This is a genomic window from Streptomyces sp. NPDC031100, from assembly GCF_055570785.1.
In genome coordinates this window covers 35,389-53,243 of record NZ_JBVIGN010000017.1, presented here as the reverse complement: position 1 = coordinate 53,243, position 17,855 = coordinate 35,389, and the positions used below count along the sequence as shown (strand labels likewise).

Annotated in this window: 14 protein-coding genes and 2 pseudogenes; 4 read left to right on the top strand and 12 right to left on the bottom strand. The window is 72.4% G+C overall.

The window, feature by feature from the left end:
* Positions 1–55: 55 nt before the first annotated feature.
* From ACZ5DS_RS36525 to pdhA (ACZ5DS_RS36515), 3 genes are read right to left on the bottom strand one after another with little or no spacing between them, the layout of a single operon-like run.
* Positions 56–1,459, bottom strand: a complete 1,404-nt coding sequence (locus tag ACZ5DS_RS36525) for a dihydrolipoamide acetyltransferase family protein (RefSeq protein WP_468247262.1) — start codon at positions 1,457–1,459, stop codon at positions 56–58.
* A gap of 11 nt (positions 1,460–1,470) precedes the next feature.
* The gene (locus ACZ5DS_RS36520; RefSeq protein WP_468247595.1) at positions 1,471–2,436 is read right to left on the bottom strand and encodes an alpha-ketoacid dehydrogenase subunit beta; all 966 of its coding nucleotides are present in this window, start codon (positions 2,434–2,436) and stop codon (positions 1,471–1,473) included.
* A gap of 23 nt (positions 2,437–2,459) precedes the next feature.
* Entirely contained in the window at positions 2,460–3,665 is a 1,206-nt protein-coding gene (gene pdhA / locus ACZ5DS_RS36515; protein WP_468247261.1) for a pyruvate dehydrogenase (acetyl-transferring) E1 component subunit alpha, read from the bottom strand.
* A gap of 322 nt (positions 3,666–3,987) precedes the next feature.
* On the opposite strand from pdhA (ACZ5DS_RS36515), the pseudogene ACZ5DS_RS36510 reads away from it, so the two are divergent.
* A pseudogene (locus tag ACZ5DS_RS36510) lies at positions 3,988–4,454 on the top strand (hypothetical protein).
* Positions 4,455–4,556: 102 nt separating this feature from the next.
* On the top strand, positions 4,557–5,573 hold the full coding sequence (locus tag ACZ5DS_RS36505) for a phosphotransferase (protein ID WP_468247260.1): 1,017 nt from the start codon (positions 4,557–4,559) through the stop codon (positions 5,571–5,573).
* Positions 5,574–5,703: 130 nt separating this feature from the next.
* On the opposite strand, the gene ACZ5DS_RS36500 is transcribed toward ACZ5DS_RS36505, so the two are convergent.
* Entirely contained in the window at positions 5,704–7,296 is a 1,593-nt protein-coding gene (locus ACZ5DS_RS36500) for a protein kinase domain-containing protein (protein ID WP_468247258.1), read from the bottom strand.
* A 342-nt stretch (positions 7,297–7,638) separates the two neighbouring features.
* Between ACZ5DS_RS36500 and ACZ5DS_RS36495 the strand changes: the two genes are divergently transcribed.
* On the top strand, positions 7,639–9,267 hold the full coding sequence (locus tag ACZ5DS_RS36495) for a protein kinase domain-containing protein (protein ID WP_468247257.1): 1,629 nt from the start codon (positions 7,639–7,641) through the stop codon (positions 9,265–9,267).
* Positions 9,268–9,361: 94 nt separating this feature from the next.
* On the opposite strand, the gene ACZ5DS_RS36490 is transcribed toward ACZ5DS_RS36495, so the two are convergent.
* Positions 9,362–9,904: a bacterial proteasome activator family protein gene (locus tag ACZ5DS_RS36490; protein WP_468247255.1), complete on the bottom strand. Its 543-nt coding sequence runs from the start codon at positions 9,902–9,904 to the stop codon at positions 9,362–9,364.
* A 165-nt stretch (positions 9,905–10,069) separates the two neighbouring features.
* Between ACZ5DS_RS36490 and ACZ5DS_RS36485 the strand changes: the two genes are divergently transcribed.
* The gene (locus ACZ5DS_RS36485; RefSeq protein WP_468247253.1) at positions 10,070–10,648 is read left to right on the top strand and encodes a hypothetical protein; all 579 of its coding nucleotides are present in this window, start codon (positions 10,070–10,072) and stop codon (positions 10,646–10,648) included.
* Positions 10,649–10,744: 96 nt separating this feature from the next.
* On the opposite strand, the gene ACZ5DS_RS36480 is transcribed toward ACZ5DS_RS36485, so the two are convergent.
* The 7 genes and pseudogenes from ACZ5DS_RS36480 to pdhA (ACZ5DS_RS36450) all read right to left on the bottom strand — a co-directional run bounded on the left by ACZ5DS_RS36480 (position 10,745) and on the right by pdhA (ACZ5DS_RS36450) (position 17,807).
* Positions 10,745–11,725: an NAD(P)H-quinone oxidoreductase gene (locus ACZ5DS_RS36480; RefSeq protein WP_468247251.1), complete on the bottom strand. Its 981-nt coding sequence runs from the start codon at positions 11,723–11,725 to the stop codon at positions 10,745–10,747.
* Between the two features lie 47 nt (positions 11,726–11,772).
* Positions 11,773–11,947 (bottom strand): annotated as a pseudogene (locus ACZ5DS_RS36475) (Ion channel protein); the annotation flags it as partial.
* Between the two features lie 90 nt (positions 11,948–12,037).
* Positions 12,038–13,384: a molybdopterin molybdotransferase MoeA gene (locus ACZ5DS_RS36470; protein WP_468247249.1), complete on the bottom strand. Its 1,347-nt coding sequence runs from the start codon at positions 13,382–13,384 to the stop codon at positions 12,038–12,040.
* Entirely contained in the window at positions 13,381–14,271 is an 891-nt protein-coding gene (locus ACZ5DS_RS36465; protein WP_468247247.1) for an NTP transferase domain-containing protein, read from the bottom strand. Before ACZ5DS_RS36465 ends, ACZ5DS_RS36470 begins: the two co-directional genes overlap by 4 nt.
* 61 nt (positions 14,272–14,332) lie before the next feature.
* Positions 14,333–15,661, bottom strand: coding sequence for a dihydrolipoamide acetyltransferase family protein (locus ACZ5DS_RS36460; protein WP_468247244.1), 1,329 nt, complete (start codon positions 15,659–15,661; stop codon positions 14,333–14,335).
* Entirely contained in the window at positions 15,661–16,665 is a 1,005-nt protein-coding gene (locus tag ACZ5DS_RS36455) for an alpha-ketoacid dehydrogenase subunit beta (protein WP_468247242.1), read from the bottom strand. Before ACZ5DS_RS36455 ends, ACZ5DS_RS36460 begins: the two co-directional genes overlap by 1 nt.
* Positions 16,662–17,807: a pyruvate dehydrogenase (acetyl-transferring) E1 component subunit alpha gene (gene pdhA / locus ACZ5DS_RS36450; protein ID WP_468247241.1), complete on the bottom strand. Its 1,146-nt coding sequence runs from the start codon at positions 17,805–17,807 to the stop codon at positions 16,662–16,664. The genes ACZ5DS_RS36455 and pdhA (ACZ5DS_RS36450) overlap by 4 nt, the downstream gene beginning before the upstream one ends.
* Positions 17,808–17,855 lie beyond the last annotated feature (48 nt).

Genomic DNA, 17,855 nt, shown 5'->3' with positions numbered 1-17,855 from the left:
AAGACGAATTTGCGGCCGCCCCCTTCAGGCCTCAGAGGTTACCTGCCGAGGATCGTCACGCCCAGGTAATCAACCGCTTCGGCTGCTCCAGGATCGCCGCCACGTCCGCCAGCACCTTGGAGCCCAGTTCGCCGTCGACCAGGCGGTGGTCGAAGCTCAGTGCCAGGGTCGTGACCTGGCGTGGCTTCACCTTGCCCTTGTGGACCCATGGCTGGAGCTTGATCGCGCCGACCGCGAGGATCGCGGACTCGCCGGGGTTGAGGATCGGCGTGCCGGTGTCGACGCCGAAGACGCCGACGTTGGTGATGGTCACCGTGCCGCCCTGCATCGCCGCGGGGGACGTCTTGCCCTCGCGGGCCGTGGTCACCAGCTCGCCCAGGGACTCTGCCAGCTGCGGGAGCGTCTTGGCGTGGGCGTCCTTGATGTTCGGGACGATCAGGCCACGGGGGGTGGCCGCGGCGATGCCCAGGTTGACGTAGTGCTTGAGCACGATCTCCTGGTTGGCCTCGTCCCAGGACGCGTTGATGTCCGGATTGCGCTTGATGGCGACCAGCAGGGCCTTGGCGATCAGGAGCAGCGGGTTCACCCGCAGGCCCTGGAACTCCTTGTCCTGCTTGAGCTCCTCCACCAGCTTCATCGTGCGTGTCACGTCCACCGTCACGAACTCCGTGACATGCGGGGCCGTGAACGCCGAGCCGATCATGGCCTGGGCGGTGGCCTTGCGAACGCCCTTGACCGGGATGCGGGTCTCGCGGACGCCGTCGTAGGTCACGGCGGGGGCCGTCACGGCCGGTGCGGGAACCGGGGCCGGGGCAACGGTCTCCACGACCGGCGCGGCGGCCTCGGCGGCCTGGGGCGCCGCCGCCGCGTGGACGTCCTCGCGGGTGATGACGCCGTCCGGGCCGGACGGGGTGATCGTGGCCAGGTCGACGCCGAGGTCCTTCGCCAGCTTGCGCACCGGCGGCTTGGCCAGCGGGCGTGGCTGGGCCGGGGCGCTGTGGCCGTTCAGTTCGGCCTGGACGGCCTGGGCGGCGGCCGCCGGGACGGTGACCTCCGGGCCCTTGCGCGGGCGGCGCTTGGTGGAGGTGGTGGCCACGCCGTAGCCGACCAGGACCGGCTGGCGGCCCTCCGCCTTGGGCTCCTCCGCCTTCGGTGCCGGCTTCGGCTCCTCGGCGGCCGGCGCCTGAGCTGCCGCACCGCCGGCCACGTCCACCGCGATGATGGCCGTGCCCACGTCCACCGTGGTGCCCTCGGGGAAGTGCAGCTCGCGGACCACGCCGTCGTAGGGGATGGGGAGTTCGACGGCCGCCTTGGCGGTCTCGACCTCGCACACCACCTGGCCGTCGGTGACCGTGTCACCCGGCTGGACGTACCACTTGAGGATCTCGGCCTCGGTGAGTCCCTCGCCCACGTCGGGCATCTTGAACTCGCGTACGGAAGCTTCCGTCATCGTCGTCACGAACCCTCTCCTCAGTACGCCAGGGCACGGTCGACGGCGTCGAGCACCCGGTCCAGACCCGGCAGGTACTCCTCCTCCAGGCGCGCCGGCGGGTACGGGGCGTGGTAGCCGCCGACCCGGAGCACCGGGGCCTCCAGGTGGTAGAAGCAGCGCTCCGTGATCCGGGCGGCGATCTCCGCACCGGAGCCGAAGAACACCGGCGCCTCGTGGACCACGACCAGGCGGCGGGTCTTCTCCACCGAGGCCTGGATGGTGTCGAAGTCGAGGGGGCTGACCGAGCGCAGGTCCAGCACCTCCAGAGCCTTGCCCTCCTCGGCGGCCGCGTCCGCGACCTGCTGGCACAGCTTCACCATCGGCCCGTAGGCGGCCAGGGTCAGATCCGTGCCCTCGCGGACCACCCGCGCCTTGTGCAGCGGGCCGGGGATCGCCTCGGTGCTGACCTCGCCCTTGTCCCAGTAGCGGCGCTTGGGCTCGAAGTAGATCACCGGGTCGTCGCTCTGGATGGCCTGCTGCATCATCCAGTAGGCGTCCGACGCGTTGGAGGGGCTGACCACCTTCAGGCCCGCCACGTGCGCGAACAGCGCCTCGGGGGACTCGGAGTGGTGCTCGACCGCACCGATGCCGCCGCCGTAGGGGATACGGATGACGACGGGCATCTTGACCTTGCCCAGGGCGCGGGCGTGCATCTTCGCGAGCTGGGTGACGATCTGGTCGTAGGCCGGGAAGACGAAGCCGTCGAACTGGATCTCCACCACCGGGCGGTAGCCGCGCAGGGCCAGGCCGATCGCGGTGCCGACGATGCCCGACTCGGCGAGCGGGGTGTCGATGACCCGGCTCTCGCCGAAGTCCTTCTGGAGGCCGTCCGTCACGCGGAACACGCCGCCGAGCTTGCCGACGTCCTCACCCATGATGACGACCTTGGGGTCCGTCTCCAGGGCGCGGCGCAGCGACTCGTTGATCGCCTTGGCCAATGCCATGGTCTTGGTCTCGGCTGCCATGATCAGACCCCCTCTGCGTCCGCGAACGACGCCTGGTAGGCGGCGAACTGGGCTCGCTCCTCGTCGACGAGCGCATGCCCGTCCGCGTACACGTTCTCGAAGATGGCGAAGTGGTCCGGGTCCGGCATGGAACGGACCGCTTCGCGCACTCGCCTGCCCAACGCCTCGGACTCGGCCTCGAGTTCCGCGAAGAATCCCTCGTCCGCGTGGTTTGAGGCTTCGAGGAACCGGCGAAGGCGCAGGATCGGGTCCTTCGCCTCCCAGGACTGCCGCTCCTCGTCGCCCCGGTAGCGGGTCGGGTCGTCGGAGGTGGTGTGGGCGCCCATGCGGTAGGTGTAGGCCTCGACGAGGGTCGGGCCCTCGCCGTTGCGGGCGCGCTCCAGCGCCCACTTGGTGACCGCGAGGCAGGCGAGCACGTCGTTGCCGTCGACCCGCACGCCCGGGAAGCCGAAGCCCTGCGCGCGCTGGTAGAGCGGCACACGGGTCTGCTTCTCGGTGGGCTCGGAGATGGCCCACTGGTTGTTCTGGCAGAAGAAGACCACCGGCGCGTTGTAGACCGCGGAGAAGGTGAACGACTCGGCCACGTCGCCCTGGCTGGAGGCGCCGTCGCCGAAGTAGGCGATGACGGCCGAGTCCGCGCCGTCCTTGGCGACGCCCATCGCGTAGCCGGTGGCGTGCAGCGTCTGGGAGCCGATCACGATCGTGTACAGGTGGAAGTTGTTGCTGTTCGGGTCCCAGCCGCCGTTGTTCACGCCGCGGAACATCCCGAGGAGGTTGGCCGGGTCGACCCCGCGGCACCAGGCGACGCCGTGCTCGCGGTAGGTCGGGAAGACGTAGTCGTCGTCGCGCAGGGCACGGCCAGAGCCGATCTGAGCGGCCTCCTGGCCGAGCAGCGAGGCCCACAGGCCCAGCTCGCCCTGGCGCTGCAGGGAGGTGGCCTCGGCGTCGAAGCGGCGGGTGAGCACCATGTCGCGGTACAGGCCACGCAGCTCTTCGGGGGTGATCCCGGCGACGTAGGCGTCGTACTCGGCGTTCTTGACCCGCTTGCCCTCGGGCGTCAGGAGCTGCACGAGTTCCGGGTCGGTGCTCTTCTTGGTGGTGCGGGTGGTGCGCTTGGTGCCGGTGGTACCGGTACTGGTGCCGGTGGTGCCGGCCTTGCCTGCGGCGCTGCGTCGCGGCTTGCGCGCGGCACTGCTGTCCACGGTCACGTGTGCTCCTCCGTCGTTCCGGCCCCCGGGGTTGCCGGTAGGCCAGTGCGGCTCACCTGTTTCGACCACCGGGCACGGGGTGGGTGCCACTCGGCCGGGAACAGGCGTGACAGGTGCCCCGGCGAGCGCCCTGCAACTTTCACGTTACCCAGTGCTCCACATTTCTGTGAAACCCCTCCTGACCTGCGTTTTTGCTTGGATTTCCAAGTAAATCCGCAGGGGCCGGAAGGCCGCTGGTCACAGCCTTGCAGGAGGCCGGAGCAACGGCACGTTATCCCGGCCACCCCGGGCACGGGAAGAGCCAATGTGTGACACTGCCCTCGTGCGCGAAGACGGAAAAATCCGGGTATTCCTGCTGGACGACCACGAGGTCGTGCGCCGTGGCGTCCACGAAATACTCTCCGTCGAAGCGGACTTCGAGGTGGTCGGCGAGGCCGGTACGGCGGCCGACGCGCTGGTGCGGATTCCGGCCACCCGACCCGACGTCGCCGTGGGTCAAGCGCCTGTTACTGACCTCGTTCGCGGACGACGAGGCCCTCTTCGACGCGATCATGGCGGGCGCCTCCGGGTACGTCCTGAAAGCGATCCGGGGCAACGAACTGCTGCAGGCCGTGCGGGACTCCATCTCGCCGAGAAGACGATCAAGAACTACGTTTCCAGCCTGCTCGCCAAACTCGGATGCAGCGGCGTTCCCAGGCGGCCGCCTACGTGGCCCGCATACAGGCGGAAAAGTTGCGGAAGCCATTGAGGGGCGACCAGAGTTTCTTTATCGAACTTTTCATCGCGTGACCGAAAGCGACCGACGGAGACTGCCTGTGACAAGCCCCAGCTCACGGCTGCTTTTCGTGCCCTAACATCTGGCGCGTGCCGCGCTCATGTGTACCACCCTTTGTGTCCCACGCGCCCCCTCTGGGCGCCCTGCTGCGCCTGTACGCCGCCGGTACCGCCCTCACCTGCGAACCCGTCGACCAGGGGCTGCTCAACCGCGGCTACCGGCTCTGCACCACCCGCGGCCGCTACTTCCTCAAGCACCACTTCGATCCGGACACCGCCGACCCGGCCGCCATCGAGCGCCGGCACCGGGCCACCCAGCGTCTGGCCGACCTCGGCGTCCCGGTCGCCCCGCCGCTCGCGCACCGCGAGGGCCGTACGGTCGCCGTCGTCGGCGGCCACGCCTACGCCCTGCACCCCTGGATCGACGGCCGGCACCGCCACGGCGGCCAGCTCACCCGCGGGGCGAGCGCACGCCTGGGAGCGCTCCTGGGCGCCGTACACGCCTGTCTGGAACGCGTGATGCCACCCAAGGGGCGCGCACGCCCCGCAACGAGCCCCCACCCCGTGGAGAGCGCCGACCCGGCCGACACCTTCGCCCTCATCGACGGCCTGCTCGCCCACGTGCGCCGCCACCGCCCCGCCGACGCCTTCGACGAACTGGCCCGCCACCGCCTGCTGGAGCGCCGCGCGCTCCTGGAACAGCACGCCCACCGGCGCCCGCCGCGCGGCGGCTCGGTGGGCTGGGTACACGGCGACTTCCACCCGTTCAACGTGCTCTACCAGGGCGACGCCCCGGCCGCCATCGTCGACTGGGACCGGCTCGGCGTGCAGCCCCGCGCCGAGGAGGCCGTACGCGCCGCCGCGATCTTCTTCGTACGGCCAGCCGGGGCGCTCGACCTGCCCAAGGTGCGGGCGTACGCGCGCACGTACCGGCGCGCGGCCGGGGCCACGCCCTCGGAGCTCGCGGCGGCCGTGCACCGGGTGTGGTGGGAGCGCCTGAACGACTTCTGGATGCTGCGCTGGCACTACGAACGCGGCGACACCCGCGCGGACTGCCAGTTCCCGGCCGCCTCGGCGCTCGCGGTGTGGTGGACGCGGGAGTACGACGCGGTGTGCGACGCCTTCGTGGGCTGACCGCCGGACGAGGCCGGGCACGGTCGGGCGGGGCTCCACGCGCGCGTGGAGCCGTTGCTCGCACGCGCGCGTGGGGTGGCCTGCCGGTGACGCCTCAGGCCGTTGCCGGGGCCGACGGCGTCGGTGGCCTTCAAGTCCCGTTGCCGGCCGTGGTGCCGTCCGTGGTGCCCGCGTCCGTCCCGCCGATCGTGGTGCCCGTGTCCGTGCCGCCGTCCGCCGGGTCCGTCGGCTGCGGCGCGGAGGTCTCCGGATCCGTCGGCTCCTGCGAGGTCTGCGGGTCCGTCGGCTCGTCGGTCGGGTCGGAGGTGGCCGTGTCGGACGGGGTCGAGGACGGCGAGTACGACGGCGACCCCCACTCCGAACCGGTGCCCGTGCCCGAGCCGTCGTCCGTGGTCGTGTCCGTGGGCTCGTCCGTGGGGTCGTCGGACGGCGACTCGCTGGGCGTCTCTTCCTTCGTGGTCTTCGAGTGGGACGGCGTCGGATCGGTGCCCGCGCCGCCGTGGCCGCCCGTGTTCTGCAGCGCCAGCGCGACACCGGCCGCGATCGCGATCACCGCGAGGACGGCGAGGATCCACAGCTTGCCGCGGCCGCTGCCCTTGTTGCCGTGCCCCTCGAAGCCGCCGTCGTCGCCGCCGTACCCGGCGGGCAGGATCGGCTGCGGGATCTGCGCGGTGCCGGCGCCGAAGTCGCCGGGGTGCTGCATCGCGGTCGTCCCCGCGAAGCCGCCCGCCGGGGTGCTGCGGCCGTCGTGCGTCTCCACCGGGCCGGTGTTCCACGTGCCGGTGTGGCCGCCCTGGTCGTACAGCATCTGCAGGCCGTACTGGACCATGCCGCGCATCTCCTCGGCCGTCTGGAACCGGTCGTCGGGTTCCTTGGCGAGCGAGCGCATGACCAGGCCGTCCAGCTCCGGCGGGCAGCCGTCGGAGAACTCGGAGGGCGGGGTCGGGATGTCCTGGACGTGCTGGTAGACCACCGACAGCGGGGTCTCGCCGGTGAACGGGGGCCGCAGCGCGAGGAGTTCGTACAGCAGGCAGCCGGTCGCGTAGAGGTCGGAGCGGTGGTCGACCGCCTTGCCGAGCGCCTGCTCGGGCGACAGGTACTGCGGGGTGCCCATGACCATGCCGGTCTGTGTCATCGTTGTCGAAGCACCGTGCAGGGCGCGGGCGATGCCGAAGTCCATCACCTTGACGGCGCCGTTGTGCGTGATGATGACGTTGGCCGGCTTGATGTCGCGGTGCACGATGCCGTGCTGGTGCGAGTAGGCGAGCGCCTCCAGCACCCCGGAGACGATGATCAGAGCCTGCTCGGGGCCCGGCGCCTCGGCGTTCATCAGCAGGTCGCGGATGGTGCGGCCCTCGACCAGCTCCATCACGATGTACGGCACGGACTGGCCGCCCACGAAGTCCTCGCCGGAGTCGTACACGGCGACGATCGCGTGGTGGTTGAGCCCGGCCACCGACTGGGCCTCGCGCGTGAAGCGGGCCTTGGACGTCGGGTCCTCGGCCAGGTCGGCACGGAGCAGCTTGACCGCGACCGTGCGGCCCAGACGGACGTCCTCGGCCGCGAACACCTCGGCCATGCCGCCCCGGCCCAGCCGGTGCGTCAGCCGGTACCGGCCGTCGCCGACGAGCCCTCCGTTGCCCCACATCTCCGGCGTGTCTGACATACCGCCGCCAGTCGCCTCGGGGTCGGACGGGCCCTGGGCGCTGTGCGTCTGTGCCATCGGTCCTCGCCGTCGTTTCTGCCCGCGGTGCGCGCGGTGTTGTTACGGTCTCCGTCGGCCACGCTACAGCCTTCGCGCAAGCCTCCGGTCCGATATGGGTACCGGGACCGGCCCGACCGGACCGGCCATGAAACCCGTAGCACGCGCTCTCGTGCAAATTCTGTGCGCCGGTCGTACGCCCCCTGTAACGCTTCCGCGACGCTTCTTTCGCGTACGGTCACGGAACGGGCACCGAGCTTGACGTGTCAGTGCCCTGGGGCAGACTTGGCCGGGAATGACACATTCGATCAAGGCATGTTCGCTCAAGGACGGCGCCGGACGGCCGGTGGGGGACGCGGAGAGATGAGCCACGACGGCGCACAGGGCAGGTACGCGGGACGGGCACTGGCCGGCGGTCGCTACCAGCTGCGCGATCTGCTCGGTGAAGGCGGCATGGCCTCGGTCCACCTGGCGTACGACGCCGTGCTGGACCGCCAGGTCGCGATCAAGACGCTGCACACCGAGCTGGGCCGGGAGCAGGCCTTCCGCGAGCGGTTCCGCCGCGAGGCGCAGGCCGTGGCCAAGCTCACGCACACCAACATCGTCTCGGTCTTCGACACCGGCGAGGACGATCTGGACGGCGCGACGATGCCGTACATCGTCATGGAGTACGTCGAGGGCCGCCCGCTCGGCTCGGTGCTCGACGAGGACGTACGGCAGTACGGCGCGATGCCCGCCGACAAGGCCCTGAAGATCACCGCGGACGTGCTGGCGGCGCTGGAGATCAGTCACGAGAAGGGGCTGGTCCACCGCGACATCAAGCCCGGCAACGTGATGATGACCAAGCGCGGCGTCGTCAAGGTGATGGACTTCGGCATCGCCCGCGCCATGCAGTCCGGCGTCACCTCGATGACCCAGACCGGCATGGTCGTCGGCACCCCGCAGTACCTCTCGCCCGAGCAGGCCCTCGGCCGTGGCGTGGACGCCCGCTCCGATCTGTACTCGGTCGGCATCATGCTGTTCCAGCTGGTCACCGGGCGGCTGCCGTTCGACGCGGACTCCCCGCTGGCGATCGCGTACGCGCACGTCCAGGAGGAGCCGGTCGCGCCCTCCTCGATCAACCGTTCCCTTCCGCCCGCCGTGGACGCGCTGATCGCCCGCGCGCTGAAGAAGAACCCGAACGAGCGCTTCCCGACCGCCGAGTCCATGCGCGACGAGTGCCTGCGCGTCGCCGCCTCCTTCCAGGCGGCGGCCCCGAGCATCGTGCCGGGCAGCGCCCCGACGCAGAGCGGCTCGGGAGTCGGCTCCGCGGTGTTCCCGCCGATCGACCAGGCGACCCCGGCGCCCACCGGCCCGGTCCAGACGCCGTACCAGCCGACGCCACCGCCGAACCCGTACGGCACCCAGGCGCCCGCCCCGGCCCCGGCGTACGGGTACCCGCAGCAGGGCGGCTATCAGACCCCGCAGGCGATGTACGGGCAGCAGGCTCCCGCGACCCCGCCGCCGTACAACCTCACGCCCCAGACCGTGGCCCAGCCGGCCGGCGGGGGCGGCGGCAAGAGCAACAAGCCGGTGATCATCGGGTCGATCGTGGTGTCCCTCGTCGCGGTCGTCGGCCTGATCGTCGCGCTGACGCTGAACGGCGGCACCACGGACGACCAGGGCGGCGGCGACGCCGGCCCGTCGGCGTCGACCCACGCGGCGGGCTACCGGGGGCCGGACAAGTCGAAGACGGTCGAGAAGACCGACTGCACGGAGCCGCAGGAGTCGTACAACGACCCGAAGAAGATCCGGCTCCCGGACTTCCGGTTCAAATACATCAAGTCCGTCAAGGAGTGCGCGGCGGCCGCGGGCTGGCGCATCACGACCAAGGAAGTCAACGAGAACACGTACGGCCAGGGCGCGGTGATCGACCAGTTCCCCCAGCAGGGCACGGACGTCAACCCGCAGGATGTCGAGATCCAGCTCAACGTGTCGAGCGGCAACCCCTAGCGGGGACCGGCCGGACCACGGCAGAGATGCAGGCATGGGAAAGGGCCCGGCGGACGACCGCCGGGCCCTTTGCTGCCGGGAGCGTGGGGAGTGCTTACAGGTACGGTCCGCCCGAGCGGCCGCCCGTGCGCGGGTCGTCGTCGCCCTCGTGGTGGCCCATGCCCGGCGGGAGCGCGCGGCGCATCTGCTCCAGCTGGGCCCGCGCGGCCATCTGCTGGGCGAACAGCGTCGTCTGGATCCCGTGGAACAGGCCCTCCAGCCAGCCCACCAACTGGGCCTGCGCGATCCGCAGTTCCGCATCGCTCGGGGTTCCGTCGTCCGTGAACGGCAGGGAGAGCCGCTCGAGCTCCTCGACCAACTCCGGCGCCAGCCCGTCCTCCAGCTCCTTCACCGAGCTGCGATGGATCTCCTTGAGCCGGGCCCGGCTCGCGTCGTCCAGGGGAGCTGCGCGCACCTCCTCCAGGAGCTGCTTGATCATGCTGCCGATCCGCATCACCTTGGCCGGCTGCTCGACCTGCTCCGTCACCGGGGTCTCGCGGGAGTCCTCGTCTGCGCCGCCGCCAATCGCCATGCCGTCCTGGCCCACGACCAGGATCTGGGGATTCTCCGGTGACCGTTCGTTCCTCGGCATCTCCATGCCGCCATTCTCTCGCACGCCTACACCTCACCACCGTGGTGCCCCCTCATGGGGCTGATCCACCGTTTAGACCCATCGGCCCAACCCGGAATGCCCTCTATGCCAGGAAATGTGAGTCTGGCTGACGTCGGTGTTTCGACGTCTGGGCTCCGGGAGGTCACCGACGTGACTCCAAGGCTGCGACTCACGATCCGCTGCGCAGGGCTGGTACTCGGCCTCGCCGCGGCTGCGCCGCTGTACGGCACGGCGACCTCGTACGGCGTCCAGGCCGCGCCGCCGGGCTCCCCCTCGCCCTCGGACCGGCCCACGGCGTCCGCCTCCCCCATCGTGCGGGCCTCCGCTTCCCGTTCCTCCTCCGCCGCGGCCGAGCCGTCGCGGGCCGGGAGCCGCCCCGGTGAGGGCCGGATGCGGCCGGGCCGGCCGGACGGGCCGGCCGCCGAGGAGGAGGGCGACGACGACGGCACGGTCACCGGTCCCCGCGACACCGCCGATCCGGAGGACGGCTCCGCGGAGCCGGAGACCGCGGACCTCCCGGGCCGGACCCCGGCGGCCTCCGGCACGCCTCAGGAGGCCGGACTGAACCCCGCCCGGCCGCCGCAGCGCCCGGAGGCCCAGAACCCGGCCCACCAGGGCGGAGCCGCGGCCGAGCCCGCACTGCAGATCCTGCCCCTGGGCACCGGCCTGGTCCTGATCGGGCTGGGCCTCGGCCTCGCGTTCGTGGGCCTGCGCGTACGGCGCAGCTGACCGGCCGCCGCCTACGGCGCGACCAGCAAGCGCCTTCCCGACGTGCCCGGCCGACTACGGCGTTACCGACAACACCTGGCCGATGTGCTCGGCCGGTTACGGTGCGACCAGCAGCACCTTCCCGACGTGCCCGCTCGCCTCGAGCACCCGGTGTGCCTCGGCCGCCTCCGGCATCGGCAGCTCGCGGTCGACGACCGGGCGGACCTGTCCCGCCGCGAGCAAGGGCCACACATGCTCGCGTACGGCCGCCACGATGGCCGCCTTCTCGGTCAGCGGCCGGGCCCGCAGCGAGGTCGCGGTGATCGCGGCCCGCTTGGTCAGCAGGGTGCCGATGTTCAGCTCGCCCTTGACGCCGCCCTGCATGCCGATGATCGCGAGGCGTCCGTTGACGGCGAGGGCCTGGACGTTGCGGTCCAGGTACTTCGCGCCCATGTTGTCGAGGATGACATCGGCGCCCGCGCCGTCCGTGGCCTGCTTGACCTCGGCGACGAAGTCCTGTTCGCGGTAGTTGATCAGCACGTCCGCGCCCAGCTCGGCGCAGCGCTCCAGCTTCTCCTTCGTCCCGGCGGTCACCGCGACCTTCGCGCCGACGGCCTTGGCCAGCTGGATCGCCATCGTGCCGATGCCGCTGGAGCCGCCGTGCACCAGCAGGGTCTCGCCCGGGCGTAGATGGGCGACCATGAAGACGTTGGACCAGACGGTGCAGACCACCTCGGGCAGCGCGGCCGCCTGCGTCAGGTCGACGCCGCCGGGCACGGGCAGCAGCTGTCCGGCCGGAACGGCGACCTTCTCGGCGTAGCCGCCGCCCGCGAGCAGCGCGCACACCTCGTCGCCGACGGCCCAGCCGGAGACCCCGGGGCCGAGCGCGGCGATCCTGCCGGAGCACTCCAGGCCGGGGTACGGGGACGCGCCGGGCGGCGGGTTGTAGAAGCCCTGCCGCTGCAGGACGTCGGCACGGTTGACGGCGCTGGCCACCACCTCGACCAGCACCTCGCCCTGGCCGGGCACCGGATCGGGAACCTCGTCCCACACCAGTGCCTCGGGCCCGCCAGGTTCGGGAATCGTGATCGCATGCATGCCGGCGACGCTACTCCTCGCAGGCACCGCCGCACGGACAGGCCCGCTCAGTCGCGGGGCAGCGGGCGGGTGTGCGGGGTGACCTGGGCGCCGGGGCCGGCGCGGGCGATGGTGATCAGGCGGTCCGTCAGCTGCAGGGTGCCGATGGACGGATCGTCGTAGCCGAGGACCCGGTGTCCGCGGACGACACACCACGAGGTCGTCCGTCTCGCGCGGGAACTTTCTTCAACCCCGTCGAGCAGACGGTCCGGACGGCCGACCGTCCCTTGGGTTCGTCCGCCTGGCGGGCGCTGGCGTCATGGCCCGGAAGTTTCACGTGAAACACACCCCGATGCCGGCCGCCGCCCACGGCAGGTCCAGCAGCTCCGCCTCCTCCCCCTGCCGCGCCCCGCCCGGCGGTACGACGGCCAGCGCGTCGGCGGCGGCGATCCCGCGCAGCATGGCCGGGCCGTTGTAGTGCAGGGGTGCGGCACGGTCGCCGCGCAGCACCACGGGAATGAGCCGGGTGTCGTACGGATGCCCCTGCACCGCCTCGTTGAGCGGCAGCGTGTACGGCTCGGGGGCGGGGCGGGCGGCGAGGGTGCGCAGCAGGGGCTCGGCCAGCGTGAGCAGGCCGGAGACGGCCGCGAGCGGGTTGCCGGGCAGGCCGACGAGGTGCTGGTTCTCCTTGGTGCGGGCCAGCAGCATGGGGTGGCCCGGGCGCACCTTGACGCCGTCGACGAGCAGTTCGGCGCCGATGCGTTCCAGGGTGGGGTGGACATGGTCGACGGGTCCGGCGGCGGTACCGCCGGTGGTGACGATGAGGTCGGCGTCGGAGCTGGTGAGCGCCTTGCGCAGGGCCCTGGCGTCGTCACCCAGTCGGCGTACGGCGATGACCTCGGCGCCCATCGCGCGCAGCCAGGGCGGCAGCATGGGGCCGAGCGCGTCCCGGATCAGTCCGTCGTGCGGGATCCCCTCGGTGAGCAACTCGTCGCCGAGGACGAGGACTTCGGCGCGGGGGCGGGGGACGGCGGTGAGGGTGTCGTATCCGGCGGCCGCAGCGAGGCCCAGGACGGCCGGGGTGACGAGAGTGCCGACGGGGAGCAGCTGGTCGCCGCTGCGGCACTCCTGACCGCGTGGGCGGATGTCCTGGCCGTGGCTGACCTCCTGGGTGGAGTGGAGGCGCCCCTGGGCGTCCGTGCGGCCGTGTTCGGTGCGCAGGACGGCGGTGGTGTCGGCCGGGATACGGGCGCCGGTCGCGATGCGGACGGCCTCGCCGTCGGTCAGCGGCTCGGGCTGCCCGTGTCCGGCGAGCACGCCCTCGTCCCGTACCTCCCAGGGGCCGGGTCCGGCGACCGCCCAGCCGTCCATCGCGGAGGTGTCGAAGGAGGGCAGGTCGGTGAGCGCGTCGAGGGGGGTGGCGAGGACCAGGCCGAGGGAGTCGGCGAGGGAGACGGAGACGGGGGCGCGGCGGCTGCCCGAGCGGGCGGCGCGGGCGGCGATCTCGCGGGCCCGGGGCCAGGGGGTGGCCTTGTGCCGGTGCTCGCCTCCGGCGGTGGAGGCGGGCGCGGGTACGGTGCCGTCGTCCTTGGGTTCTCTCACGAGGGCCAGGGCCTCCTCGACGTCGAGGTCGTCGCTGTCCTCGGGGGGCGCTCCGGCCCGGATGCCCGGGGCGGTCATCCGGCGTCCGGGGCGGCCGCGCCCCCGCTGCTCTCTTCCTCCCAGCGCAGCGCCAGTGCGGTGGCCTTGCGGGCGGCCTCGGCGACGGCTTCGGGGCCTCCCCTGCCCTGGGCGGCGGCGTAGCCGACGAGGAAGGTCGTCAGGGGCGCGGCGGGCCGGGCCACGCCGTGCGCGGCGTCGCGGGCCAGGTCGAGCAGGACGCCGGTGTCGACGTCGAGGTCGATGCCCAGCTCGTCCTTGACTGCGGAGATCCATTCATCCAACACGTGCCCATGCTCCCTGATGCGTGCCCTGGCGTCGGCGATGTCGTCCCAGGTGTCGCAGTCGAAGGACGCGAGCGGGTCCGGGACGCGGGTGAGGTGGAGGGCGCCGGTCAGCCGGCGCAGGGGCAGGCCGGTGAGGCCGTCGTGCCCGGTCGCGAGGGCCGCCAGTGCGCGGCGCAGCTCGGCGGTGCGGTAGGCGGCCACGAGCGGCTGGTCGCGGCCGTCGGCGTCGGTGAGCAGTGCGCCGTCGGCGCCGGTGTCCTCAAGAGCGGTCAACAGCCGCTGCAGCGTGGCCGTTTCAAGGAAGGGCAGGTCGGCGGAGAGGACGACCGCATGCGCGGCGGTGGTGAGCCCGAGGCCCGCCTCCAGCGCGGCGACCGGTCCGCCGCCGGGCGGATCCTCGCGTGCCCAGCGCACCGGGCGGGCGGTGGGCCGGGGGTCGGCGACGACGACCGTCGTGGCCGCGCCAGCACAGGCCGCGAGCACCCGGTCGAGCAGGGCGCGCCCGCCGACCCGCAGCCCGGGCTTGTCGGCCCCGCCGAGCCGCCGGGCGGCGCCGCCGGCCAGCACGACGGCGTCGTACGGCGCGGCGGTCCCGGGGGCGGCGGGAGCGTTGTCGGTCACCCTCTGAGTATGTCCTGCCTGCTCCTCCTTCTGGACCTTGCGTGCGTGACCTTTGCGTACGTCACAGGGTGCGCAGCAGCACCGCCGGCTGTTCCACGCAGTCCGCCACGTACCGCAGGAAGCCGCCTGCCGTGCCGCCGTCGCACACCCGGTGGTCGAAGGTGAGCGAGAGCTGGACGACCTGGCGCACGGCCAGCTCGCCCTCGTGCACCCACGGCTTGGGGACGATGCGGCCGACGCCGAGCATGGCCGCCTCGGGGTGGTTGATGATCGGGGTGGAGCCGTCGACGCCGAAGACCCCGTAGTTGTTCAACGTGAAGGTCCCGCCGGTGAGTTCCCCGGGGGTCAGCGTGCCGGCCCGGGCGGCTTCGGTGAGCCGGGCGAACTCCGCGGTCAGCGCCTCGGCGTCGCGCGCGTGGGCGTCCCGGACGACGGGCACGACCAGTCCCCGCTCGGTCTGCGCGGCGAACCCGAGGTGCACGTGGTCGAGTTGGACGACCTCGCGGGCGTCGGTGTCGACGTAGGAGTTCAGCTCGGGGAAGCGGGCGAGGGCGGCGGTGCAGATGCGGGCGAGCAGCGCGAGGAGGGAGATCTTCGTGCCTCCGGCCGCGTTCATCGCCGCCCGCGCGCGCATGAGTTCCGTCGCGTCGGCGTCGACCCAGCAGGTCGCGTCGGGGATCTCCCGCCGGCTGCGGGAGAGCTTGTCGGCGACGGCGCCCCGGACGCCCTTGAGGGGGATGCGGATGCCGTTGCGGACGGGGGAGACGCGGGCGGCCGGTGCCTCCGCAACGGGGGCGGGGGCGGCCTTGGCGCGCAGGGCGGCCTCGACGTCGGACCGCAGGATCAGCCCGTCGGGTCCCGAACCGGACAGCTGCCTGAGGTCGAGGTCGTTGTCCCGGGCGAGCCGGCGCACCAGCGGGGAGATCACGGGGACGGGTCCCTCGGCGGGTACGGAGACGGGCTCGGGGACGGACGGTGCCGGAGCGGGCTCCTTCGTCGTCCGGTTGGCGGCCGCCGCCCGCACCCTACGGCGCCGCGCGGGCGCTTCGGAGGTGCCGTATCCGACGAGGACGTTGCCCGATCCCTCGGTGTCCCCTCCCGCGGCCCGGGATGTCTGAGGGGCCTGTGGGACCTGGGGAGCCTGGGGGCCCACCGCCACCGTCAGCAGGGGGGCGCCTACGGGCAGTTCCGTGCCCTCCTCGCCGAAGCGGGCGGTGACCACGCCGCCGTAGGGGCAGGGGACCTCGACCATCGCCTTGGCGGTCTCGACCTCCACGACCGGCTGGTCGACGGCGACGACGTCGCCGACCTGCACCAGCCAGCGGACGATCTCCGCCTCGGTGAGGCCCTCGCCGAGGTCGGGGAGCTTGAACTCCAGCACCTGTGCCATCAGCTCTCGGCCTCCCACTGCAGGCGCGCCACGGCGTCCAGGATGCGGTCGACGCCGGGCAGGTGGTGCCGCTCCAGCATCGGCGGCGGGTAGGGGATGTCGAAGCCGGCCACGCGCAGCACCGGCGCCTCCAGGTGGTGGAAGCAGCGCTCGGTGATCCGGGCAGCGATCTCGGCGCCCGGACCTGCGAACCCGGTCGACTCGTGCACGACCACCGCGCGCCCGGTGCGCCGGACGGCCGCGCAGACCGTCTCGTCGTCGAACGGCACCAGGGAGCGCAGGTCGACCACTTCCAGGTCCCAGCCCTCCGCCCGGGCGGCCTCGGCGGCCTCCAGGCAGACCGGCACGGACGGGCCGTAGGTGATGAGCGTGGCGCTGCTGCCCGGGCGGCGCACCACCGCGCGCCCTATGGGCTCGACCTCCGTGGGGTGCTCGGGGTTCCAGGTGTCCTTGGACCAGTAGAGCCGCTTGGGCTCCAGGAAGACGACCGGGTCGTCGGAGGCGATGGCCTGGCGCAGCAGCCCGTAGGCGTCGGCGACGGTCGCGGGCGTGACGACATGGAGGCCCGGGGTGGCCATGTAGTAGGCCTCGGAGGAGTCGCTGTGGTGCTCGACGCCGCCGATGCCGCCCCCGTAGGGGACACGGACGGTGATCGGCAGGGGCATCCGGCCGCGGGTGCGGTTGCGCATCCGGGAGACATGGCTGATCAGCTGCTCGAACGCCGGGTAGGCGAAGGCGTCGAACTGCATCTCCACGACCGGGCGCAGGCCGTACATGGCCATGCCGACGGCGGTGCCGAGGATGCCGGCCTCCGCGAGCGGGGTGTCGGTGCAGCGGTTCTCGCCGAACTCCTTGGCGAGCCCGTCGGTGACCCGGAAGACTCCGCCGAGGGTGCCGACGTCCTCGCCCATGACGTGCACGGCGGGGTCGGCGGCCATCGCGTCGCGCATCGCGCGCGTGAGGGCCTGCGCCATGGTGGCGGGCTTGACGGCGACGGTGGTCATCGAAGGTCGCCTTCCTGGTCGTCCTGCTCCGCCTCCAGCTCGGCGCGCAGCAGGGCGCGCTGTTCGCGCAGTTGCGTGGTGGTCTCGGCGTAGACGTGGTCGAAGAGGTCCATGGGGTTGAGCTCGGGGTCCTGGTTCATGCGTTCCCGCAGGTCGGCAGCCATGTCCTCGGCGTCCTGCCGGGCGGCCTCGATTCCGGCGTCGTCGAGCAGGCCGCGCGCGGTCAGCTCGCGCTCCAGCAGCTGGATCGGGTCGTGCGCACGCCAGGCCTCGACCTCGGCGTCGCCGCGGTAGCGGGTGGCGTCGTCGGCGTTGGTGTGGGCGTCGATGCGGTACGTCACCGCCTCCACGAGGGTCGGGCCGCCGCCTGCGCGCGCGTGCCGTACGGCGTCGCTGAGGACCTCGTGCATGGCGGCCGCGTCGTTTCCGTCGACCAGCCGGCCCGGCATGCCGTAGCCGACGGCCTTGTGGGCCAGGGAGGGCGCGGCGGTCTGCTTGGCGAGCGGGACGGAGATCGCGAAGCCGTTGTTCTGCACCAGGAAGACGACCGGTGCCTGCCAGACGGCGGCGAAGTTCAGGGCCTCGTGGAAGTCGCCCTCGCTGGTGCCGCCGTCGCCGACCATGGCGAGTGCGACCACGTCGTCGCCCTTGAGGCGGGCGGCGTGCGCCAGGCCGACGGCGTGCGGGAGCTGGGTGGCCAGCGGGGTGCTCAGGGGGGCCACCCGGTGGGCGTGGGGGTCGTAGCCGGTGTGCCAGTCGCCGCGCAGCAGGGTGAGCGCCTCGACGGGGTCCACGCCCCGGGCGACGGCGGCGAGGGTGTCGCGGTAGCTGGGGAACAGCCAGTCGCGCTCCTCGAGGGCCAGGGCGGCGGCGACCTCGCAGGCCTCCTGGCCGGTGCTGGAGGGGTAGACGGCGAGACGGCCCTGCTTGGTCAGTGCGGTGGCCTGCACGTTGTACCGGCGGCCGCGCACCAGCTGGGCGTGGAGCCGCCGCAGCAGCTCCGGATCGGCCTTGGCGGCCGCCTCGGTGCCGAGGACGCGATAGGGCTCGGCGTCGGGCAGCAGCGGCGCGGGGTCCATACGGGGCTGCCAGGCGGGCGGCGGCGATGGCCGGTACGCGCCCCGCTGCTCCATGACCGTCATGACGGCACCTCCTCGTGGGAGCGGCTACGGGAGGCGTGTCGGCTGTGA